General features: G+C 58.3%; 23 protein-coding genes. 10 read left to right on the forward strand and 13 right to left on the reverse strand.

The genetic code is table 11. The annotated features are described in order from the left end of the window. Positions 1–10: 10 nt before the first annotated feature. The gene (locus BMZ79_RS04905) at positions 11–706 is read left to right on the forward strand and encodes an ABC transporter permease (RefSeq protein ID WP_090637184.1); all 696 of its coding nucleotides are present in this window, start codon (positions 11–13) and stop codon (positions 704–706) included. 141 nt (positions 707–847) lie between these two features. On the opposite strand, the gene BMZ79_RS04910 is transcribed toward BMZ79_RS04905, so the two are convergent. Continuing rightward, positions 848–1,744 carry a M15 family metallopeptidase gene (locus BMZ79_RS04910; RefSeq protein ID WP_090637186.1) on the reverse strand — a complete coding sequence of 299 codons (897 nt, stop codon included), beginning with the start codon at positions 1,742–1,744 and terminating at the stop codon, positions 848–850. Between the two features lie 227 nt (positions 1,745–1,971). Here BMZ79_RS04910 and BMZ79_RS04915 point away from each other — a divergent pair, with 227 nt between their 5' ends. Genes BMZ79_RS04915 through BMZ79_RS04925 form a run of 3 tightly spaced genes read left to right on the forward strand, consistent with a single transcriptional unit; the run spans position 1,972 to position 5,636 of the window. After that, complete coding sequence (locus BMZ79_RS04915; protein WP_256252566.1) at positions 1,972–3,420, forward strand: spore germination protein; 1,449 nt, start codon at positions 1,972–1,974, stop codon at positions 3,418–3,420. 30 nt (positions 3,421–3,450) lie between these two features. Continuing rightward, positions 3,451–4,512 carry a Ger(x)C family spore germination protein gene (locus tag BMZ79_RS04920; RefSeq protein WP_090637189.1) on the forward strand — a complete coding sequence of 354 codons (1,062 nt, stop codon included), beginning with the start codon at positions 3,451–3,453 and terminating at the stop codon, positions 4,510–4,512. Positions 4,513–4,520: 8 nt separating this feature from the next. Beyond that, the gene (locus BMZ79_RS04925) at positions 4,521–5,636 is read left to right on the forward strand and encodes a GerAB/ArcD/ProY family transporter (RefSeq protein WP_256252606.1); all 1,116 of its coding nucleotides are present in this window, start codon (positions 4,521–4,523) and stop codon (positions 5,634–5,636) included. Between the two features lie 115 nt (positions 5,637–5,751). Here the strand turns inward: BMZ79_RS04925 and BMZ79_RS04930 are convergent, their stop codons facing one another. The 9 genes from BMZ79_RS04930 to BMZ79_RS04970 all read right to left on the reverse strand — a co-directional run bounded on the left by BMZ79_RS04930 (position 5,752) and on the right by BMZ79_RS04970 (position 12,500). Then, the gene (locus BMZ79_RS04930; RefSeq protein ID WP_090637192.1) at positions 5,752–6,789 is read right to left on the reverse strand and encodes a stalk domain-containing protein; all 1,038 of its coding nucleotides are present in this window, start codon (positions 6,787–6,789) and stop codon (positions 5,752–5,754) included. Positions 6,790–7,001: 212 nt separating this feature from the next. Further along, positions 7,002–7,349, reverse strand: a complete 348-nt coding sequence (locus BMZ79_RS04935; RefSeq protein ID WP_090637195.1) for a VOC family protein — start codon at positions 7,347–7,349, stop codon at positions 7,002–7,004. 269 nt (positions 7,350–7,618) lie between these two features. Beyond that, the gene (locus BMZ79_RS04940; protein ID WP_090637197.1) at positions 7,619–7,936 is read right to left on the reverse strand and encodes a hypothetical protein; all 318 of its coding nucleotides are present in this window, start codon (positions 7,934–7,936) and stop codon (positions 7,619–7,621) included. Positions 7,937–7,942: 6 nt separating this feature from the next. Next, positions 7,943–8,371, reverse strand: coding sequence for a hypothetical protein (locus BMZ79_RS04945; RefSeq protein WP_090637199.1), 429 nt, complete (start codon positions 8,369–8,371; stop codon positions 7,943–7,945). A gap of 16 nt (positions 8,372–8,387) precedes the next feature. Beyond that, on the reverse strand, positions 8,388–8,753 hold the full coding sequence (locus BMZ79_RS04950) for a DUF2089 domain-containing protein (protein ID WP_090637201.1): 366 nt from the start codon (positions 8,751–8,753) through the stop codon (positions 8,388–8,390). 246 nt (positions 8,754–8,999) lie between these two features. After that, positions 9,000–10,235 (reverse strand): serine hydrolase domain-containing protein, encoded by a 1,236-nt coding sequence (locus BMZ79_RS04955; RefSeq protein WP_090637203.1) that lies wholly within the window; start codon positions 10,233–10,235, stop codon positions 9,000–9,002. Between the two features lie 229 nt (positions 10,236–10,464). Continuing rightward, positions 10,465–11,331 (reverse strand): pentapeptide repeat-containing protein, encoded by an 867-nt coding sequence (locus BMZ79_RS04960; protein ID WP_090637205.1) that lies wholly within the window; start codon positions 11,329–11,331, stop codon positions 10,465–10,467. Positions 11,332–11,345: 14 nt separating this feature from the next. After that, positions 11,346–11,675: a PadR family transcriptional regulator gene (locus BMZ79_RS04965; RefSeq protein ID WP_090637207.1), complete on the reverse strand. Its 330-nt coding sequence runs from the start codon at positions 11,673–11,675 to the stop codon at positions 11,346–11,348. 204 nt (positions 11,676–11,879) lie between these two features. Beyond that, positions 11,880–12,500: an AAA family ATPase gene (locus BMZ79_RS04970; protein ID WP_090637209.1), complete on the reverse strand. Its 621-nt coding sequence runs from the start codon at positions 12,498–12,500 to the stop codon at positions 11,880–11,882. 390 nt (positions 12,501–12,890) lie between these two features. Between BMZ79_RS04970 and BMZ79_RS04975 the strand changes: the two genes are divergently transcribed. From BMZ79_RS04975 to BMZ79_RS04990, 4 genes are all read left to right on the forward strand, one after another. Next, a complete protein-coding gene (locus BMZ79_RS04975; RefSeq protein ID WP_090637211.1) occupies positions 12,891–13,382 on the forward strand; it encodes a C40 family peptidase in 492 nt (163 codons plus the stop codon). A 228-nt stretch (positions 13,383–13,610) separates the two neighbouring features. Continuing rightward, positions 13,611–14,009 (forward strand): ArsR/SmtB family transcription factor, encoded by a 399-nt coding sequence (locus BMZ79_RS04980; protein ID WP_218154658.1) that lies wholly within the window; start codon positions 13,611–13,613, stop codon positions 14,007–14,009. Next, positions 13,975–14,511: an SRPBCC family protein gene (locus BMZ79_RS04985; RefSeq protein ID WP_090637215.1), complete on the forward strand. Its 537-nt coding sequence runs from the start codon at positions 13,975–13,977 to the stop codon at positions 14,509–14,511. The genes BMZ79_RS04980 and BMZ79_RS04985 overlap by 35 nt, the downstream gene beginning before the upstream one ends. Positions 14,512–14,535: 24 nt before the next feature. Continuing rightward, positions 14,536–14,967 (forward strand): SRPBCC family protein, encoded by a 432-nt coding sequence (locus tag BMZ79_RS04990; RefSeq protein WP_090637217.1) that lies wholly within the window; start codon positions 14,536–14,538, stop codon positions 14,965–14,967. A gap of 130 nt (positions 14,968–15,097) precedes the next feature. Here the strand turns inward: BMZ79_RS04990 and BMZ79_RS04995 are convergent, their stop codons facing one another. The 3 genes from BMZ79_RS04995 to BMZ79_RS05005 form a co-directional block, all read right to left on the reverse strand. After that, entirely contained in the window at positions 15,098–15,856 is a 759-nt protein-coding gene (locus BMZ79_RS04995) for a glycerophosphodiester phosphodiesterase (protein ID WP_090638679.1), read from the reverse strand. 142 nt (positions 15,857–15,998) lie between these two features. Next, entirely contained in the window at positions 15,999–17,270 is a 1,272-nt protein-coding gene (locus BMZ79_RS05000; RefSeq protein WP_090637219.1) for an ABC transporter permease, read from the reverse strand. A gap of 12 nt (positions 17,271–17,282) precedes the next feature. Continuing rightward, complete coding sequence (locus BMZ79_RS05005; RefSeq protein ID WP_090637221.1) at positions 17,283–17,984, reverse strand: ABC transporter ATP-binding protein; 702 nt, start codon at positions 17,982–17,984, stop codon at positions 17,283–17,285. A 235-nt stretch (positions 17,985–18,219) separates the two neighbouring features. Between BMZ79_RS05005 and BMZ79_RS05010 the strand changes: the two genes are divergently transcribed. After that, positions 18,220–18,999 (forward strand): class I SAM-dependent methyltransferase, encoded by a 780-nt coding sequence (locus BMZ79_RS05010; protein ID WP_090637223.1) that lies wholly within the window; start codon positions 18,220–18,222, stop codon positions 18,997–18,999. A gap of 18 nt (positions 19,000–19,017) precedes the next feature. Beyond that, positions 19,018–19,989, forward strand: a complete 972-nt coding sequence (locus BMZ79_RS05015) for a hypothetical protein (RefSeq protein WP_090637225.1) — start codon at positions 19,018–19,020, stop codon at positions 19,987–19,989. The last annotated feature ends 15 nt before the right edge of the window (positions 19,990–20,004 follow it).

Raw genomic sequence — 20,004 nt, forward strand, 5'->3', positions numbered from 1 at the left:
AGGATTGCGAATGGTTGAACCACATCTTACCTTTTGGGATTTCATCGACTACGTGCAGCGGAACTACGATCTGCTGCTGGGCTATCTGTACCGGCATATCCTGATGGTGCTGACGGGCGTCGGCTTCGCCTTCCTCGTCGGCGTGCCGCTGGGCGCGATCTGCACGCGAAACCGCGCCCTCGCCCGGATCATTCTCGCCATCATGAATATTTTACAGGTCGTGCCGAGCTTGGCCATGCTGGTCCTGCTGCTGTTGATCATGGGTCTGGGGTCGACGACGGTGACGGTCGGATTGTTTCTCTACTCGCTGAACCCCATCGTGCGGAACACGTACATCGGGCTGCAGCAGATCGATCCGAGCTACGTGGAGGCGGGACGCGGCGTCGGCATGAGCACGATGCAAATCCTGTTCCGCGTCCGCTTCCCGCTCGCGCTGACCTACATCATGACCGGACTTCGGATCTCCGCCGTCATCGCCATCGGCGTCGCTACGATCGCCCCGCTCGTCGGCGGCAGCGGCCTGGGCCGGGAAATCTACGCGGGCATCAACAACGGCAACTCGCTGCGCATCTTCTCCGGCGCGATTCCCGCGGCGCTGCTGGCGATCGCGGCCGACATCGTCCTCGGCTTCCTGCAGCGCAGGCTGCGGGTGGACAACCGCCGTTCGAAGAACGTCCTGCCGCCGACGCCCAAGACGCATGGGTGACCCGTTCCAGGATCAGCACGGCCTGGTCGTATCGCCCGCGCGGCTTGCCCGATATCCGCGATGAACGAAAGAAGCCGATCGATTCGATCGGCTTCTTTCGCGTAGGAGTATCCGGTTCATGGCTTGGCTTGCCCTAACGGTTCAAGATTTCATGACGGTGACGATGACGCCGTCCGTATTATTACCCGACAGCTCGTAGCTGCCGGTCGCGGGCACGTGAAGCGTCGTATCGGACGAGACCGGATAATAATACACGGCGTACGCGTCGTCTCCGACGGTCTCCGTCATGGATCGGCGCGCTTTCAACGCATCGAGGTATTCCTCGAACGCCCAGTGATTGTCGTGCATGATCGCGCTGTGCGGCAGCCCGACGTACCGGAAATGCCAAGGCTCGTCCATGACGCCGGTCACCTCCGTCTTATCCTCCGGATAGCGCGCGATGAACCCGTACTTCCACGCGTTCGCCTTCAGCCATTTCCCTTCCGGGGCGTCTTTCATCTGGGCCTTCGTCGAGCCGATATCCAGCGCCAGTCCCAAGCTATGCTCGCTATGTCCGGGAACCGCCGCGATGTCCGGTCCCAATTGTTCGTAGAGCGCTTCTTGCTCCTCGTCGTTGCGGTACCCGCTGCTGATCAGAAAATGATCGACGCCGTCTTTCGCGGCCTCCTTGATCATCGCGGCGAATTTGGCCGTCATCGCGGGCGATAGCCGGATCTGGTTGTCCAGGAGGCCGAAGCCGTTCACCAACTCCCGGTGCTGGAACAAATTAACCGCCTCGGCGTCCGCGTCGTTAGGCGGCACCGCGAGGGTCTCGTTCACGAGAAGCAAAGTCCCGTTATGCACCTGATCGGCCGCGACCCGAATCGCGAGCTCGCTGCTTGGCGCATGATTCGCCGGTGCCGGCGCTGCCGTTTCCGTAAAGGTCCCGCTCGCGGCCGGTTCCGCCGGCGCTCCCCGGTCCGCTTGCGCCTTGAACCGCGCGTAGACCACGCCAGCCAACAGCAGCATTGCCGCAAGCCATACTAACCGCTTTTTCACCTCATGTTTCCTCCCCGTTCCTTCTGGCTTTAGGTTAAAGCGAAGAAATGAAGAGAAACCGGTTGAAAAGCTTAAAGATTTATTAACGAAGGCCGATTTTGCATGCCTACGTCCGGCAGCGTTCCGAACGAAGACCGATTGGAATCATATTCCTTGCTCCGACGCATACTAACGTGCAGCTAAGATGGAGAGGTGTGTATCTGATGCCGGATAATGTCTACGCAGACTTGAAGGATACCCTCAATTCGACTGATTTCGAACAATCCGCGCATACGATTCAAGCCAAACGCGTTCACTTCACCTACTTGAAAACCATTGTGGACCAGCAGCTGATTCAGCGCGAAGTCCTGCACCGGATTCAAGCCGCGGATGCGGAGCTCGACGATTTGCTTGCGATCCAACGTTTGATCCCGCTGGAAAAGATCAACGTATCGTCCGATGTCGGCGAGATCGTGCAGCGATTGATCCGAGGCTCCGTGTACGTTCAGCTGGAGCCTGATTTCCATGAAGGGCTCTTGATCGACGTTGCGGATCTGCAGCGCGGGTACCGGAGCAATAACGAAGCGGACAATGAATACAGCGTCATCGGCCCGAAAGCCGGATTCGTCGAAGACCTCGATACCAACTTGAATTTACTGCGCAAAGAGCTGCTTACCGAACATCTGCGCTTCGAGGCGTACAGCAAAGGTTCGCTATCGCAAACGAGAGTGATCATTGCTTTCATAGACGGAATCTGCAACCCCGAGCATGTCGATACCGTCCGGCAGCGAATCGAAGACGCCGAGTTCGACGTGGTGTTCGATAGCTCCATCATTGATCAAGTCATCTCGGATAACGCGAATTCGCCGTTTCCTCTCTTTATGTCGACGGAACGCGTGGATCGAGCCAAATTCAGTCTTCTTAGCGGTCAAGTGGCCGTATTGAGCAGCGGGTCGCCCTATGTCATCACCGGACCGACCACCGTGTTCGATTTTTTCGCTTCGCCCGAGGATTATTATTTGCCTTGGATTTTGGCTTCCTTCTTTCGCTGCATCCGTTACTTTGGCGTCGCCTTCTCGATTCTTGCCTCTCCCTTCTATGTAGCCGTGCTGACCTTTCATTATTCCGTCATCCCGCAGCCGCTGCTTGGCCCCATTATCGAATCCCGGGCAAACGTGCCTTTTCCGCCGATCATTGAAGTGCTGCTTCTGGAGATCACGGTCGATATGCTGCGGGAAGCCGGGGCCCGGCTGCCGACCAAAGTCGGACAAACGCTCGGGATCGTGGGCGGCGTCGTTCTCGGAACGGCAGCCGTGCAAGCAGGTCTCACCAGCAATATCTTAATCATCGTCGTCTCCCTTTCCGCCCTGTCTTCCTTTGCCACCCCCAATTTCAAAATGGCGAACACGATTCGTTTTCTGCGGTTTCCGTTCATCGCGTTGGCGGCTGCCTGGGGCGGGTTAGGCATTACGATCGGGTTTCTGCTTCTGATCGGCCACTTGCTGCGGTTAAAGTCGTTGGGCACGCCTTATCTCGTTCCCTTGTTCCCGTTCCGGATCCGAAATTATGCGGACAGTTTTATCCGATCGTCGTTCAGCCTGACGAGCAATCGCCCTCTCTATCTGCGTCCGCTTAAATTGCATCGTTATAAGGTCCCGAAGCCGAAGGAACGCAACGATGACTACAATCGCGAATAAAAAAAAAAACCAAGTAAGGGAACTTGCGCCATGAATCGATACATCCCGCTTCTCTTCTGCTGCTTCGTCTTATCCGGATGCGCGGAACAACAGATCGTCGATCGGGTTAAGCTGATCCAAAGCATCGGCAACGACCCGCACGGCGATGCGATCAAGGTGAGCGCGACTTATCTGGCGTACGAAAAGAAAGCGAGATTGACGCTGCTGGAAGGCGACGTGAAATCGTTTGGCGATGCGTTCACGCCGTTCGCCTTGCAAACGGACCACCCCATTGCAAGCGGTCAATTGCAGACGGTGGTCATTAATGAAAAATTAGCCAAGCAAGGCGTATCCTTGCTGGCCGGCGGCATCGTGCGGGATCCCCTTATCAGCAATCGCGTTACGATCGTGCTGACGCCCGGTCGGGCGAGCGATATCTTAACCGCGTCGTTAAACTATCCGCCTGCCTACTTGCCCAACCTGATCCGACAAAATATGACGCATGAGAATACGCCGTTCACGAATGGCCATTTATTTCTAGACCAATACTTTGGGGCGGGACAAGACGTTTTTTTGCCGATTTTGGTCAAAGACGACAAAGGCGCTTTGCGAATGGACGGCGTAGGCGTGTTTCACGGCGACAAATTAGCGCTGTCGCTGAAAAATGAACAAGCGTTGTTCATCAAGCTTCTAAAAGAAGATAACGTCCAGATCCACACGAGCAGATACAACTTCAGAAACGATCGGAACAAGCTGATTTCCTTTAAAATCATTAACTCGACACACAGAATCGCCTTCCATGACGACACGGCTTCCATTTCTATGAAGGTCGTTATCGACCTTGGCGATTATTCCCCGGATTTGAACGTTGCTTTAGTCGACCGCGACATGCTCGAAGTCAAGGAACAGATCGAACGTCGCTTGACGGCTGAACTAAAAGCCATGCTGGAAGAATTCCAAACGAACCAAGTCGATCCGATCGGGATCGGCAATCTTTATCGGTCCTGCCACAGGGATTGGAACGAGCAGGCGTTTTATGCTCGTCTTTATCCGAAGCTCAAACTCGATGTACGGACGGAAGCGAAGATCGAATTGTTGGGAGTGGGGCATTAGTGCGGAACATGGTCAAGGAAAGCTACAAGGTCTCCGGCTTTTTCGTGTTTTTCCTCATCCATGCGTCTTTTGTCGGGGCAGGCGCCTTGAGTTTTCAACATTTCATGCTTGATCTATCCGGCTACGATACTTGGATCGTGGTGCTGCTAACGGGATTAAGCCTTCATCTCATCATTGGGATGATTTTCAAGATGCTCGGCAATCCGGCCAAGGATGTCATCGACTTGCATCGCTTCCTTTTCGGCAAATCCCTGGGCAGCATCGTTTCTCTCATTTTGGTCGGTTACTTTTTTTTGCTCGCCTTGACGACGTTGCGCAGCTATATCGAGATCATCCAAATTTGGATGTTCCCCCACTTCAAGACATGGGTGCTGGTCTGCATTCTCGTCTGCATCCTTTATTACGCCGTTTCCGGCGGATTTCGGGTGATCGTCGGCTATTGTTTCTTCGGGTTCCTGTTCTCCAGTCTGCTGCCGTTGTTCTTGTACTTCAACCTCAAATACGGTCATGCGAGCAATCTAGTGCCCATGGTTAATCACTCCGTTCGGGACCTGTTCGCGTCGTCGAGATTCTCGGGCATCTTCTTTATGGGGTTCGAGAGCGTACTGCTTTATTATCCGTTTATCAAGGCTCCGGAGAACAATGCGAAATGGGCCCATTTCGGATTGTTATTCGCCACGTTCAAATATTCCGCTCTCATGTTCATCACCTTCATGTATTTTAGCGAGGGACTGATCCAACATACCTTCTGGCCGACCTTTGTCATGCTGAAGGTCATCGAGTTTTCCTTTATTGAACGGATCGAGTTTATTTTTATCTGCATGTGGCTGGTGATCATTATCCCCGTGCTCTGCCTCTCGATCTGGAGCTGCACGCGAATCATCAAACGAACGACGAAGCTTAAACCCACCTGGTCGCTGCTCCTCATCCTGCTCGTCATGTTCCTGGCCGCTATTCCGTTCGACGATCGCATCAAGGTTCACTGGTTGGGGATGCAAGCGGTCCATATCGGGTTCTACTTCATTTATGCCTATATCCCGCTGCTGTTTGTCCTTTATTTGATTCGCAGCGGCCTCTCGCGGAACGCGCGGAAAGAACCGAAGACGGCGCTCCCCGAGGCATAATCGCCGGAAGAGATGGCGTCATCGGCATGCAACATACGACGACGAAGGCTGGCGCATGCGCCAGCCTTCGTCGTCGTGCCGCTTTAGAGCTTCGCACAGCCGCCTTAGAACTCCTTCAGAACACCCTCCGGGCCGTCACGAACCGGTCCTTCCACTGCCCGTCGAACGCCTCGATATGAACCCCGAGCTTGTCCGAATAGGTATGCAGGATTTTGCCGTCCCCGGCATAGATGCCGACGTGGCCGATATCGAGCCCTCTCGCGCCGAAAAACAGCAAATCGCCCTTCCGCAGGTCCGCGAGCTTGACCTCTTGGCCTTCCTTCGCCTGGTCGTACGAGATGCGCGGCAGCTCGATTCCGAGCACTTCGCCGAACACGCGCTTCACGAACGAGGAACAATCGAAGGCATCCGTTTGATCGGTCGCCGCGCCGAATTCGTAATGCGTCCCGATGAACGACGAGCCGAAGGCGATGAGCGCATCCGCCTGCTTCAACGTGAGTTCCGGGCTCGCGTAATCCGAATACTTCGGCTTGGCCGACATGAAGCCGATCTTTCCGTCCTCCGTCTGCACTTCGAGCCACTTCGCGTCGACGTCGCGAATGACATGGATCCGCTGTCCTTTCGGCAGCATCCGGACGACGGAAGCATCCGTTTCCGAGCCCGGCTCGCTTCGGAGGTTAACGCCGTATGTAATTTCGGTTTCGAACGTATGAACGGACGAGATGCTGATGGACCGGTCGTAAGCATGCCATTGGACGACATTGCCCAGGAGTTCGCTTACGAAGCGCAGCGGTACCATCGAGAAGCCGTTAATCAGCTTCCCCGGGGCGGCAAGCGGCTGCTTCTCCCCGTTTTTGTAAGCCAGGCTGTCGCCCAGCCGATAGGTAATGAGCGTATCGGCTTTCGTCGCCGTGACCGATCGCGTCTGCTCGTCCCAGCTTACCTTGGCCCCTTCCGCCTCGAAAATCGGACGCACGGGCACGTAACTGACCCCGTTCTCGATCACGGGCTGCGCGGCGAACGCCAGCGGACGGCCATCCAGCAGCAAGGACGGCGGCTGTTCCGGCTCCGCATGGGCGCGATGGGTTTGGACCGTCGTCATCGTCAAGACCAGCAACGCGAATGCTGCGGATTTGATTGTGCTTTGTTGCATGTTTTGGACACCCTTTCCAACCGAGATACTCTATAGACGCGAATCGTTTCGTTTTGTTCTGGTTTTCGGGCCGATGGATGATTTTACCATGATTCAACAACAGTATCCGCCGATCGAAAAAAAGCCTTACGGCGCTCGGGAATCCGAGCGTCGCAAAGCTTTTGCGCATGCCGTTCGGGCTGCCAGAACGAGCGGTTCGAAGCGCGGAGGGGTTATTTCTCCCAGAGCTCGATCAGCCGGCCGTCAAGATCCCGGATCCAAGCGAAATGGTCATATTCGCTGCTCTCTTTCGGCTTTGCAAGCGGAACGCCGAGTTGCTCGAGATGCTCGATCAGCGCGTCGAGATCATCGACTTGAAAATTCAGCATCGCTTGTTGATCGGTCGGAAAATAATCGTTCTCCTCGGCGAACAGCGAAAAGATCGTCTCGGTTCCTTCTTGGGCTTTTATCATCGTTAGGTTCCAATCGTTAATGTCAAGCCCCAGCGCGTCGTTATACCATTTTTTTGTCGCTTCGAGATTTTTCGTTCGCCAGAAAATGCCTCCGAAACCTTTGACCATCGTTTCCGCCCCTGTCCCTCATCGTATGTTCAGCTTAGCTACCGCCTTCGTTAGGTATTCGAGATCGCGGCGCCCGTTCTTCTTTCGGCGCCGCGCTGCCACCTCCAGATTCCCCTTTCCATGGAACGAATATTCCCCGCTCGCCGCATCTCTGCGCCTGAACAAGACCAAACAAAAAAACCAGCCATCGCGAGAACGATAGTTGGTTTCCTTCGGTGAGGCCTGGATTCCGCCGGTTGGACCGGCCGCGCATTTCGATACCGCTTCGTCTACAGTCGAATCGACACTTCCGTGCCGTCCTCGGCCTGAACATCGACCAATACCGTCCCTTTGCACCGCTGCAGCTCCCCGATCAGCAGCCGGATCGCTCGCTTCGTGCTTCGGTCGGTTAGAATCGATTGCGCCGATCGAACCCCCGATCGGCTGCCGTCCGCCGCGCCTTCGCGTCCGCCGTCCTTGCTCAGCCAATCCTTCATTTTACGCTGGACGATCGCGGAAGTCAGGATGCCGCTCCCCAGGCGCAGCACGAGATACGGAACCGGAATCGTGAACGCCCGTTCTTTGCTTTTGACCCTTACGATCATCATGCCCGGTCACTCAATGACGACGGAGACGGTCTCCTCGCCGGAGCGGACGTCGATGATTTGCCCGTCGAGCTCGTTCTCGATGGCATCGATCAGCAGGTTGATGTCGATGTCCTTCACGTACTTCGCGGCCTGCGGAATATTCGACGCGATGCTGTGCCCCGCTCCGAGCACGGCCTTCACGAGCTTCATCGGCAAATTGACGCTGACAGTCTCGTTATTTTGGGAGGCGATCCGAATTTTCAGCGTTTTGTTCAGGTACCCGCCGGAAGCGGACGACAGCCTCGCGGCATAGCCGGGTCTCCCCTGCGCCTGCGCGGCATGCGATGCCGGCGTCGTTTGCTTCTCCTTCAGCACGGCAATCAGCTCCGAAGCCCGGTCCGAATCGATTTTGCCTTCCTGCATCATGGTCAGCACCTTGCCGATTTCTTCTTTCATCGGGTCTGCCTCCTCCTTATTCTTCCTTCAATAATTTGACCGCTTCTTCCGCCGTGATCTCGCCGTTGTCGAGCATGGACAGGACCTTCTTGTGGTCGGCTTCCGGCTTCTTCCGCGTATCGTACCCGAGGGTCGCGATGATGTCGTTGAGCTTGCCGCGCACCGTCGGATACGAGATGCCGAGCTCCTTCTCCACTTCCTTGATGTTGCCCCGGTTCACGAGAAAGGTGATGACGAAATGGAGCTGTTCGGGCGAGAGCTGAGCCAGCTTCGATAATTCAAATCGGTTCTCGATCGTCGTCCGGCAATGACCGCATTCCAGCTTGACGGCGTGCAGCGGATGGTCGCATACCGGACATTGCGTGAGGATGGGATATTTCATGCTCCGCTCCTTTCTTGAATTGAATTATAAATCAATATCTTCAAGCTGTAAAGAAGAAAAATCAAATATATTGATATCCATATTAATTTTATTGATTAATTAAGTTAATACGGTTGAATTCTTAAAGTCCGGCCTAAAAAAAAGAACGCCTCGGCGAAGCCGCCGGCATGGCGTCCGGTTTCAACCCGGGCCATTCCGATCGACTCGTCGAGACGCGATTCACATGGGTACGCGACAGCTTGGGCGTCAGTCTTCGATGGCTTGGTAGACCGTGGTCCAGAAGTCGTGGATCAGCCGCGCCGAATCCGGTACGGACATTCCGACCTGCGTAAGCAGGATGCCGGTGAGCCGGTTGACCGGGTCGGCGTAGGTCGACGTGCCGCTTCCGCCGTCCCAGCCGAACTGGCCGACGGGCGCGTAATCGCCGCGATACGTGCGCACCGCCATTCCCATGCCCCAGCCGCCGTGCTGCCCTTGGCCGAACGACACGTGGACGTTGTCGGCGGCCATCGCGTTTCGCGCGGCTTGCTGTTCGGGCGTAAGACGGTTGGTCGTCATCAGCTCGACGGCCGGCCGGGATAGAATCCGCTCGTTCCCGTGCATCCCGTGATTCAGCAGCATCCGGTAGTAGGCGTGGAAGTCGTCGGCGGTGGAGACCAGACCGCCGCCCCCGCCCTGGAATGCCGGCGGCTGGCTGTGTCGTCCCCCGATCGCCTCGTCCCACACGTGGAAGGCTCCGGTCTGCGGGTCCGGGGCGTAGAGGGGCGGCAGCCGGTCCATCTTGTCGGCGGGCACGTGGAACCCGGTATCCTTCATGCCCAAGGGGGCGAAGAGCCGCTCGCGCAGGAACGTCTCGAACGACTGGCCCGATACCCTCGCGACGAGCACGCCGAGCAAATCGCTGCTGATGTGGTACTGCCAGCGTTCTCCGGGCTGGTACATCAGCGGAAGCGTGCCCAAGCGGCGCATCCACTCGTCCGGCTCGGGCATCGGCTGCGGCAGATCGGGCGTAAGCCCCTGCTCGAAGATCGCGCCCATGATCGGCGTGCCCAGCGAAGTCATGTCCATGCCGAGCCCGAACGTGGAGGTCAACACGTCCCGGACGGTGATCGGCCGCCGCGCCGGCACGGTGTCGTCCAGCGGGCCGTCGATCCGCTTCAGCACCCGCCGGTCGGCGAGCTCCGGCAGCCAAGTCTCGACCAAGTCATCCAGCCTCAGCCTGCACTCGTCGAGCAGGATCATGGCCGCCGCGACCGACACCGGCTTGGACGTCGAAGCCATCCGGAAGATCGTGTCCCGGCGCATCGGCGCGCCGCCGTCATGGCGCATCGTCCCGATTGCTTCGACGTGCGTCTCGCCGCCCCGGCTCACCAAGGCGACGAGCCCGGGAATCTTGCCGGAATCGACATGCCGTGACAGCATGGCGCGCATGCTGCGCAGTCCCGTTTCGGTGAATCCGTTGCTGCTTTGTCCCTTTTGCATCCGATATCCCTCTATTCGCTATTAGTATGAGGACCGATATACGTGCCATGACCTGCTTCGCGCGGCGTTGCCAATCACGTCGTCATACCGCTTCCCCATTCCAGAAGAAGGTAACAGCTGCTGCCGCTCCGCGCAATAAGAAGAAAGGCTTAATCCATTGCAGGCTAATCCGGCATCCGTCCGGGTACCTTATCGGACCTGAACGCGAGATCGCACCCGTCGATGGCGGCTAGATGACCGTCACGTTCGCCAATTCGGCCCCCATTCCCTTCAGCAGCGCATAGGTCAGTTTATCCATCGACGCGCCGTCGAAGCGAATGGTTTTGATCATCCGGTAGTACTTGTTCGTGAGCGCGAACCCCGGCTTGAACGACACGTTTTTGAGAGTCGCGCCATGGAACGAAACATCGGTCAAGGCCGCTTTGTCGAACTTCACGCCGATAAACGTCTGCCCGTCGAAGCGCTGCCCGCTCAGATCCGTGTATTTGAAGTCCACTCCGTCGAACACGCAGCCTTCGAACGTCGCTTTCCTGAGATCGGTCAGCGACATCGTCACGTCGGTCAGCCTTACGTCCGCGAAGCGGGCGCCGTCCAGCCCCGATTTGCTGAAATTGGTGCGGACCAAGATCGACTGATTGAAGCTGGCGTTCACCAGATCCAGCGAGGACAGGACGCAATCCGTCAAGTTCGCGCCGTCGAAATTCGCGCCGCGGACGTCGCTGCTCTTGAACGAGCTGCCGGTCAGATCCGCGCCCGAGAAATCGGAGCCGCGCAGCGCGCTGCCTTGAAACTGTCCTTTGTGAGCCGTCACGCCCGCAAAGTCGCTATCCGCCAGGTTGCTGCCGTTGAAGTTGGTCAGCACTTGCCGCTCCAGCGAGCGGGAGAGGTTGGCGACCTCCAGGATCGTCTGCTCGATGTCGCCGATGCTCTCGAGAGTCCGCTTGAATGCCGTCTCGTCGTCGATCCCCTCGGCTCGCAGCTCGCGATAGCGTTCTTGCAGATCGGAGAGCAGGTCCGCCTTCAATTCGGTGACGCTCTTGACTCCGTCGTACGGCGTAAACACGCTGTTCAGGTACTCCGTCAATTTCGCGTTCATCTTCATCCATCTCCCTAGACTAAATTTTCCAACACGCGCTTGGCGTACTCCCAGTTGCTCTTGTTGCGGGCGTAGGTCTCTTTGCCTTTACCGGTAATCCGAAAATATTTGCGCCGTCCGCCCTGCGATTCGTCGCCCCAGTACCATTCGATGTCGCCGTCGGCTTCAAGCCGCCGGAAGCTGGAGTACATCGTGGCTTCCTTCAGTTCGTACTCGCCGCCGGAACGCTCGGCGATCAGCTTGACGATCTCGTATCCGTAACGATCGGCTTCGGACAAGAGCCGTAAAATCATCGTGTCCGTATGTCCGCGAAGCAGGTCGGATGTGATTTTGTTCTCGCTCATACCAATCACCTCCATATCTGCATAATACGCCATACTACTATGACTGTCAAGGTACTTTCTTGAATAAAACACTATTTTGTTTCCGCACCTCGCATCGCGAACAAAAAACCGCGCGGCGCGCGGTTTTCCAAGGTGCTAGTTGCTTATGGCGGATGAGAGCACGAGAACTTCGAGGCGCTGCGCGGCGCGTTAGGCGCTGCTGCTTTAGGCAAAGAACCCGGGATTCTCGCGCACAAGCCAATCCAACGTTTCCGATATGCCGCGATCGCCGTTAGGAACAATCCATTCCTTCTTGATATGGGGGCTGTCCAAACAGTTCAGCTGGCTCAGGGCGATAGCCGCTTCTGCGGCGGCATCCTGTTCTTGCTCGCGGCCGCGTCGTTTTTTTCGCGCCAAGATGGCGTCCACGGAAGGCTGGAGCAGCACGACCAGCAGGTCCGAGACCGTTCCCTTCAACGCCTCTTGGTACGCAAGCAGAGGTCGCGGCGGATCGCAATACAGGATGAATTCAAGCACGACCCGTTTTCCTTCTTCTAATAGACTTCGTACCTCCGCCGCAACCCGCTTTTGAATGATCCGTTCTTCCTCAAGCGTTCGCAGCCCGTTTTGGGGATCGTTCGCTTTGAATTCGCGCCAGTAATCGTCCTCGCTCACGACGGTATAGCTGCATGCGTCTCCGATCCGTTTCGCAAGCGAAGTTTTCCCGCTCCCGCCGGGACCGGAAATCAGGATCAACTTTCGGGTAGGCGCCACCTGGAACAATCCCCCCTCTTCATTATTCTTCACCTTTAAGTCGGCGAGCGGGCCGGCGTTCGGCTTACTCATGGAATACTTCGCTACGAAAAGGCGAATTCCCTCTGAAACATGCCGAGCTTAGCATGCCGATCAAGAATGCGCTCTCCTGCTCGAAAAGACAAACAGACCGCGCGTTAAACGGCCGTCTGTTTTTCTCTCGATCCGCCAAACCCAATGACGGTGTACGTCTTTCTGCTTAGATTAGCCTGCACGCAAGGCGATTGCGCCATCTCCAGGCAATCGCGCATTGACGGAATTTGGAAAGTGAATTTTTTTTCATAACTTTCTCATAGAGTCGGGCTGACCCTTCATTCATGCGGGTTTCGGCTCTCAGTGGAAACCTCTAGGAAATGCCCGATCTGGTAAAGTGGTTACACGGCCAAATGAACCAAATATTAATAACTGGAGGGTGAATTACACATGAATATCCAAAAAACTAAAAATAAAATTTTCGCGGTCGGATTATGCGCCACGATCGGCTTAACGGCACTCGGCTTCGGACAAGCTCCGCAAGCGCACGCGCTGTCGTCGTCTTCCGCATCCAAGCTTCTGAATTACGGCGATAATTATTTGGGCACGCCTTATAAATTCGGCGTGAGCACGTCGACGACGAGATACTTCGACTGCTCGTCGTTCACGAAGCGCGTATTCAAGAAGCTGGGCTATAACCTGCCCCGCACCGCGCGCGATCAAGCAAAAGTCGGCCGTTACGTGTCGAAAAAGAATTTGAAGAAAGGCGACCTCGTCTTCTTCAAGGTACCGAGCCGCGGCAATTTCATCGGCCATGTCGGCATCTATGCCGGCAACGGTAAAATGCTGAACACGTACGGTTCCGGCGGCGTCAAGTTTACGAACATGAACTCCTCCTACTGGAAGAAGAACTACGCCACCGCGCGCCGTCTGGGCGCATAATGGATTCGATCTAACATTCACGGCCATGTAATAAACAGCGGCACTTCGGACGGAAACTACGTCCGGGTGCCGCTGTTTTTATATGTCGCTTGCCGTATAGGCCCATGTATATGTACGCCGCCCGCACTGTCGGCTGGGTCCGGTTATCGGGTACTATGCCCGATTGCCGATCGTTCCATGCCGACACCCGCATCGGGTTTGCATTTATATGTATTTGTATTTATATAAATGATCGTTTATACTAAAGACCGACAAGAGGTGATGACCTTGCAAGATATATACGCCATGATTGCCGAGCCGACTCGCCGGCGCATCTTGGACCGGCTGCTGCTTTCGGACTCGACGGTGAAGCAGCTCACCGAGGAGATCGGCGTCTCCCAGCCGCTTATCTCCAGCCATCTGCGCTTGCTGCGCGACAGCGGTCTCGTGCGCGTCCATGCCGATGCCCAGCGCCGCATCTACTCGCTCGACGCAAGCCCTCTGGCAGGCGTAGACGAATGGTTAAGCGCGTATCGCGACAGATGGAACCGGCGCATTGACCGGCTGGAAGCGCATCTGGACCGGCAAAAACGACTCAAGGAGGAACAAACGAATGAACGCGAACGAACGACGCCTTCCCAGCCTTAACCGGGCAGCGGACGGAGAATGGACGTTGGTGCTCGAACGCGAGCTCGCGCATCCGATCGAAGACGTATGGGCGGCCTTGACCGAAGCCGATCAACTGCCCGCCTGGGCGCCTTTCGCCGTTGACCGCAATCTGGATTCGGCCGGGCCCGTGGCGCTTTCCCACGTGAATCACGAACAAGAAGACGCGACGAGGCAAGGCGAAGTGCTTCTTGCGGAAGCGCCCCGCCTTCTCGTATTCCGATGGGGCAGCGACACGCTGAGGTGGGAATTGGCGTCGGACGGAAGCCGTACCGTGCTTGTGCTTCGCCACCTTTTCGCCGATCGCGGCATGGCTCCGTCGTACGCGGCGGGCTGGACGTTATGCCTCAAAGGGTTGACGGGCACGCTCGACGGCAAGCCGATGCCTTCGATGGCCGGCAGCCAAGCCGTCCGTTATGGTTGGCAAGAGCTATACGACGAATTCAAGCAGCGGTTCGAGACTAGCGGCCCGAAAGCCGACTAAAACCATAAAAAGCGAGGGAACACGATGAATAACGCAACGAAGATGACGATCGCGCGTCCGGCCCATGAAGCATTCGAGGCATTCGTCGATCCCGCGAAGATCGGCGGCTTCTGGTTCTCCTCCAGCTCCGAACGTTGGGAGCCGGGCAAGACCGTCAAGCTGCGCTACGAGGAATACGGGGCGGAAGGCGAAATCTCGATTAAAGAGATCGTCCAAGACCGGAAGATCGTCTTCGAATGGGATTACGGCACCGTGCACACGGTGACGATTTCCTTCGAGCAAGCGGACGCGAACCGTACGATCGTGGACGTGAACGAAGCAGGCTTCGCGGAGGACGCGGCGTCGATTCCGCTCATCGTCGGCAACAAGGAAGGCTGGGTGTACATGCTCACTTGCCTTAAAGGCTACTTGGAGCACGGGATTACGACGTTGCGAGCGGCCTTGGTGCACGGCTAAGGAAAATAAGCAAAAAGCAAGCTGCCGCGGCAGCTTGCTTTTTTGTCGTCTTCCCTCCATGCATTCGCAGATTCGACCTCACAGAGGGCACCTGGAAAGTTACAGGTAACGCATGCATGTCCGATCCCTCTTAATTGACGGAATTCGCTTGTGCCTCCGCCTCCGTGATCAAGGCCGCGAGCCGGTCCGGATAATCGGTGATGATGCTCGCCACGCCGGCGTCCAGCAGCCGCTTCATTTCGGCCGGTTCGTTCACCGTCCACGGATTGTAGACGATGCCGCGTTCCGCCGCCTGGGCCGTCCACTCCGGCAGCACCGCCCGATGGTGGGCATGAAGGGCGCTTGCTCCGATGCGCGCGGCGTATTCCCAAGGCTCATAGAGCCCTTCCACGTACAGCACGCCGGTCCGAATCTCAGGCGCCAGCTCCTTGCACAGCACCAGCGAATAGTGGTTGAAGCTGGAGACGATGATCCGCTCGCCCAACCCTTGGCGCCGAATCTCTTCGATGACCGCTTCCTCGAGGCCCGGGTAGGACACGATGCTGTTTTTCAACTCAAGGTTGACGTATACGTCTTCGCGCGGCTTCACCAGCTCGAGCAATTCGCTTAGCGTCGGAATGCGCTCGCCCGCGAAAGCCGGATCGAACCAGGAGCCGGCGTCCAGCTGCTTCGCTTCCTCCAGCGTCACGTCCTTCACGAGTCGGGGCGACCCGGCCGTTCGCTGCAGGGATTCGTCGTGGATCAGGACCAGTTGACCGTCCGACGTCATCTGCACGTCGGTCTCGATTCCCGTGGCGCCGAGCTCGATCGCGCGCCGGAACGCGGCCATCGTATTTTCCGGACAATAAGCGGAAGCTCCTCGATGAGCGATGTTCAGAACCATGTTCATTAGCGTGACCTCCAGTTCGATGATGGAAACGAATAATACCTGGATCATACCGGACAAAGATGCGGGCAATGTAATCGATTTGTTAAGAAGCGATTGCGGTCGCTTCGTTCGGCCGGACGAGAGCGGTCATCCGTAATCCCCGTCAAGCCCCCTTCCCCTTGCGATCGAGGCGCAGCACCATCGTCGACGTGACGATATTGCTCAGAAGCAGCCAGAGCAGCACGGCAGGAACGGCGGCAAGCAGCCCCCATGCGCCGTACGTCCTCGCCCCGCCGGCCAGACCGAACAGCGCGGCTGCCGGCGCGGCCAGCCAGAAGCGCACGAGACCCGCGGAACCGCGCAGCGCATGGTCCGTCCACCGGAACTGGGCGAAGAACGGCTCCTCCAGCATCCCGCGCCAATGCGAGATGATCCAGGTCGAGAGCAGCAGCAGGAGCGCGGCCCCGACGAACGGCTGGATGACGGCGGGCGACAGGAAGACCGCGGCCGTGGAGACGAACGCGAACCCGAGCCAGGTGCGAATGAGCGCCATCCGGCGGACGAACGCCTTCATGATCATCTCCGCGAGCATCGTCTTTCCGTCGAATCGCCGGAACAGCCGGTTCGAACGGCGCAGGAGCACCGGCCGGCCGAGCCGCACGCGGGGCTTTCGCTCGATGACGTTGCGGAGCAGCAGCTGCGTGCTCGCGAGCCGCGCCAGCTGCTCCTGCCGGGCGTCGGATTCGAAGGCGTCCCGCGCGCGCAGCTTGATGCGGAGCAGTTCGGCGCAGACGACGAGACCGGCCCCGGCCGGCGCGGCCAGCATGGCAGGCGCGCTGCCCCAGACGATCATCGGAACCAGATACGCCGCGGCGAGCAGCAGCGTGACGGCGGTCTTGACGAGCCATTTCCGAAAGCCCGCGAATCGGGCTTCGATAAGATTGCGCCACACGGCCCCGACGCAACTCCATATCCATGTGTATACGAGCATCATGACGATCGCGCCTGCCGGGTAATGATGCACCGCCGCGAAGAACGGCAGCAGCGCTCCGTAAAGGACGCCCGACAGCAGCAGCAGAACGCCCGCGGTGTACGCCGCGCCCCGCAGCAGCAGCCCTTGGATCCAGCTCCGCTTTTGGAGCAGGAACAGGACGTCGGCTTCTTCCGCGAACGAGCGGAACCGTCCGGCGAACACGACGACGAGCGGCAGACGCTCGCCCGTCCAGAGCGGCAAGTTCGCGAGCCACGACGGCGGATGATGCCAGAGGTCCGCGTACGTGCCGCCGGCGATCCAGACCGCCGGCACGAGCACGTACACCCACACCGTCCAGTCGAGCGCCGTGCGCCACGCTTTCCACTGCTCCGTCCAGAAGCGCCGCATCCTCCGCCGGAAGAGGCTTCCGGCGCGCCACCCGCCGATGGCCTGATTCGACATTCCTTTTCCCCCTTATGTCAACGCGTAGAAACAATCGGTCAGCGGAGCGTCCGCCGGACAGCCGGCCTGCTCCCGGACCTCCGCGAGCGAGCCCTGCGCCACGACGGATCCGCCGTTGAGGAGAATGATGCGATCGCAGATTCGCTCGGCGGTGTCGAGCACGTGCGTGCACATGAGCACCCCCGCTCCGCGGCGGCGTTCGTCCTGCAGGAGCTCCAGGAAATCGCGCGTCGCCCGGGGATCGAGCCCGACGAACGGCTCGTCCACGACGTACACGTCCGGCTCCAGCAGGAAGCCGATGATGAGCATCATTTTTTGCTGCATGCCTTTGGAGAAGCCGGTCGGCAGCTTATGCCGCTCGCCGGTCAGGCGGAACCGCTCCAGCATCCGTTCCGCGCGGGCGAGAAACGTCGCCTCGTCCAGCTCGTAGGCGGAAGCGGCCAGCTGGAGATGCTCCCACAGCGTCATGTACTCGTAGAGCACCGGCTGCTCCGGCACGTACGCGTAACGTCCCTGCTCGCCTCCGAGGCGCACGTCGCCGTCCACGCGGCGAAGCAGTCCGAGCAAGGCCTTGATCGTCGTGCTCTTGCCGGCGCCGTTCGGGCCGATCAAGCCGACGAGCTCGCCCTTCTCGACCGCGAACGTAATGTCGCGGATGATGTCCGCGTCCGAGGCATAGCCGGCTTTCCGTATGTCGACTTCCAATACCGTCATGCTTCGTCCTCCGCTTCGTAATCCAACATGATGTTTCGCACATCCGCGTTCACCGCAGTTACGACTAATTATCAGAAATCCCAATCTATGCTTTTATCATAGCATCTCTAGACGTATCTGTCCCTCCGGCCGGCATGCATTGCGTCATCGGCGAAAATCACCAAAATTCGGCATTGTTCGACCGCTATCCCGGCCTTATACTTAACCTAGCAAACAAACGTCATCGCCGAGAGGAGTGATTCCGCTGATTACCGAAGACCCTGCCCGCCTGTTCGACGACATGCTGACGCTGACCGCGGAGCTCTTCTTCGAACGCGAGCGCGCGGCGTTTTTGGACGGGTATTTGCGGGAAGCCGGCTCCGTGCTCGATATCGGCTGCGGGAACGGCGCCTATCTGGAAGCCGTCAAGCGGGCGTACCCTCGCCTGCGCTGTACCGGAATCGAAAAGGACGCACGCGTGTATCCGTTCGCGGCGGCCAGAACCGCGCCGGGACTTAGCTTCGTGCAAGCCGATTACAAGGATGCGGCGGCGGGCGGCGAGCCGTTCGACGTCGTCGTCATCAGGCTGGCGGCCCTGCATCTGCCGGATTTCCGGCACTTCCTCGCTTGGCTGCGCGGCGTCACGCATGAACGTTCGGCGATTCTGATTGTCGACTTGGACGACGCCGCGACCGGTCCGCTGCCCGGAGAGGAACTGCCGCTGTTCGATGCGTTGTTTCGCGCTTCGCGCAAACCGCTGCTCGCCCGGTTCCCGAAGCCTCCCCGCGAGGCGCTGGCCGAGCTCGCGCAGGCCGGAGGCTGGAGCGCGGACCTGCGGTCCTGCCGCATACGGGCCGATGAGCCGCACGCGAAACGCCGCATGTATCGGTACATGGAGACCTCGACCCGTATCCTGCAAGGCGGCCGACTCGACCCTGAACGTACAAAAGAGCTCGACGGCTGGTTGAGCAAGGAGAGCGCATCTTATTCCGCGGGCATGTTCGCGCTGACGCTGCGGCGGGACCGATACTCATGAACGGAGGTTCATCGAACGATGCTTTGGAAAACCGAATTCGAATCGGAGCTGACGCAGGTGTTCCGGGACGCGGAGCGGCTGATCGACGCCTTCCCGGCGCCGCTTAACGCGAAGGGCCGCGCCTATTTGCACGCCTTCAATCCGCTCAACCCGTCCGCCAAAAAAAATCATATCTGCTACCTGCTGCCGTTCTGGATGAGGCCGGTCGCGGACTTGGAAGCCGAACGCTATCGCCAGCTGTCGCTTGCAAACGTATTCGTGATGCTGTACTTCTTCATCCAAGACGATCTGATGGACGAAGCGCCCGCCGGCTGGAAGGAACAGCTCGCGCTCGGCAATCTGTTCCACCTCGGCATGCTGGACCTCTACCGCGCGCTGTTCGGTCATGCGTCTCCGTTTTGGCGCTATTTCCGGGATTACGTGACGGCGTGGTCGCTCGCCGTCGCCTATGAATCGCCCTCCGGCAGCCTTGTCCCCGGCGAGCTTGCCCGAAAAGCGGCGCCCGTCAAGCTGGCGAGTACCGGCGCGCTGCTGCTGGCCGGCAGGGCGGAGCTTGAGCCCGCCGTCTCCGAGGCGGTCGATTTGACGCTGGCCACGCTCCAGATGGCGGACGACTGGTCCGACTGGGAGGAAGACTTCGACCGGCGCAACGCCAACGGTCTGGTGGGCATGATCGAGGCCGAACATCGGGCGGCCGGACTTCGGCTTCCGCTGGAGAAGCATGCGATCCAAGCCGCCATTCATGTCGACGGCGCGCTCGTCCGTTACGCCCAAGCGGCCAAAGCGAACGGAGACGCGCTCGTCGGGCTTGGCCTGCCGCTCCGTCATCTGTCGGCGTTCCACGACTATTTGGCGGACGGGCTGTCCGCTTCGGCCGAAAGGCTGAGCGATACGAAAAAACGGCTGCTCGGCGGCGGGTTCGCTTATTGGCTCTCGCAGTATCAGGCTGAAACCGCCGGTATAAATCCGATGAAGGATGGACCCCATTAATGAAAAGGCCTGAAC

It is taken from the genome of Paenibacillus sp. UNC496MF (assembly GCF_900113915.1).
GTDB lineage: Bacteria > Bacillota > Bacilli > Paenibacillales > Paenibacillaceae > Paenibacillus_Z > Paenibacillus_Z artemisiicola.

Excerpts from the sequence above, each read along its gene's own strand:
- BMZ79_RS04905 (WP_090637184.1), top strand. The coding sequence starts at position 11 with ATGGTTGAACCACATCTTACCTTTTGGGATTTCATCGACTACGTGCAG.
- BMZ79_RS04920 (WP_090637189.1), top strand. The coding sequence starts at position 3,451 with ATGAATCGATACATCCCGCTTCTCTTCTGCTGCTTCGTCTTATCCGGA.
- BMZ79_RS04925 (WP_256252606.1), top strand. The coding sequence starts at position 4,521 with ATGGTCAAGGAAAGCTACAAGGTCTCCGGCTTTTTCGTGTTTTTCCTC.
- BMZ79_RS04930 (WP_090637192.1), bottom strand. The coding sequence starts at position 6,789 with ATGCAACAAAGCACAATCAAATCCGCAGCATTCGCGTTGCTGGTCTTG.
- BMZ79_RS04935 (WP_090637195.1), bottom strand. The coding sequence starts at position 7,349 with ATGGTCAAAGGTTTCGGAGGCATTTTCTGGCGAACGAAAAATCTCGAA.
- BMZ79_RS04940 (WP_090637197.1), bottom strand. The coding sequence starts at position 7,936 with ATGATGATCGTAAGGGTCAAAAGCAAAGAACGGGCGTTCACGATTCCG.
- BMZ79_RS04945 (WP_090637199.1), bottom strand. The coding sequence starts at position 8,371 with ATGAAAGAAGAAATCGGCAAGGTGCTGACCATGATGCAGGAAGGCAAA.
- BMZ79_RS04950 (WP_090637201.1), bottom strand. The coding sequence starts at position 8,753 with ATGAAATATCCCATCCTCACGCAATGTCCGGTATGCGACCATCCGCTG.
- BMZ79_RS04955 (WP_090637203.1), bottom strand. The coding sequence starts at position 10,235 with ATGCAAAAGGGACAAAGCAGCAACGGATTCACCGAAACGGGACTGCGC.
- BMZ79_RS04960 (WP_090637205.1), bottom strand. The coding sequence starts at position 11,331 with ATGAACGCGAAATTGACGGAGTACCTGAACAGCGTGTTTACGCCGTAC.
- BMZ79_RS04965 (WP_090637207.1), bottom strand. The coding sequence starts at position 11,675 with ATGAGCGAGAACAAAATCACATCCGACCTGCTTCGCGGACATACGGAC.
- BMZ79_RS04970 (WP_090637209.1), bottom strand. The coding sequence starts at position 12,500 with ATGAGTAAGCCGAACGCCGGCCCGCTCGCCGACTTAAAGGTGAAGAAT.
- BMZ79_RS04975 (WP_090637211.1), top strand. The coding sequence starts at position 12,891 with ATGAATATCCAAAAAACTAAAAATAAAATTTTCGCGGTCGGATTATGC.
- BMZ79_RS04980 (WP_218154658.1), top strand. The coding sequence starts at position 13,611 with ATGATCGTTTATACTAAAGACCGACAAGAGGTGATGACCTTGCAAGAT.
- BMZ79_RS04985 (WP_090637215.1), top strand. The coding sequence starts at position 13,975 with ATGAACGCGAACGAACGACGCCTTCCCAGCCTTAACCGGGCAGCGGAC.
- BMZ79_RS04990 (WP_090637217.1), top strand. The coding sequence starts at position 14,536 with ATGAATAACGCAACGAAGATGACGATCGCGCGTCCGGCCCATGAAGCA.
- BMZ79_RS04995 (WP_090638679.1), bottom strand. The coding sequence starts at position 15,856 with ATGAACATGGTTCTGAACATCGCTCATCGAGGAGCTTCCGCTTATTGT.
- BMZ79_RS05000 (WP_090637219.1), bottom strand. The coding sequence starts at position 17,270 with ATGTCGAATCAGGCCATCGGCGGGTGGCGCGCCGGAAGCCTCTTCCGG.
- BMZ79_RS05005 (WP_090637221.1), bottom strand. The coding sequence starts at position 17,984 with ATGACGGTATTGGAAGTCGACATACGGAAAGCCGGCTATGCCTCGGAC.
- BMZ79_RS05015 (WP_090637225.1), top strand. The coding sequence starts at position 19,018 with ATGCTTTGGAAAACCGAATTCGAATCGGAGCTGACGCAGGTGTTCCGG.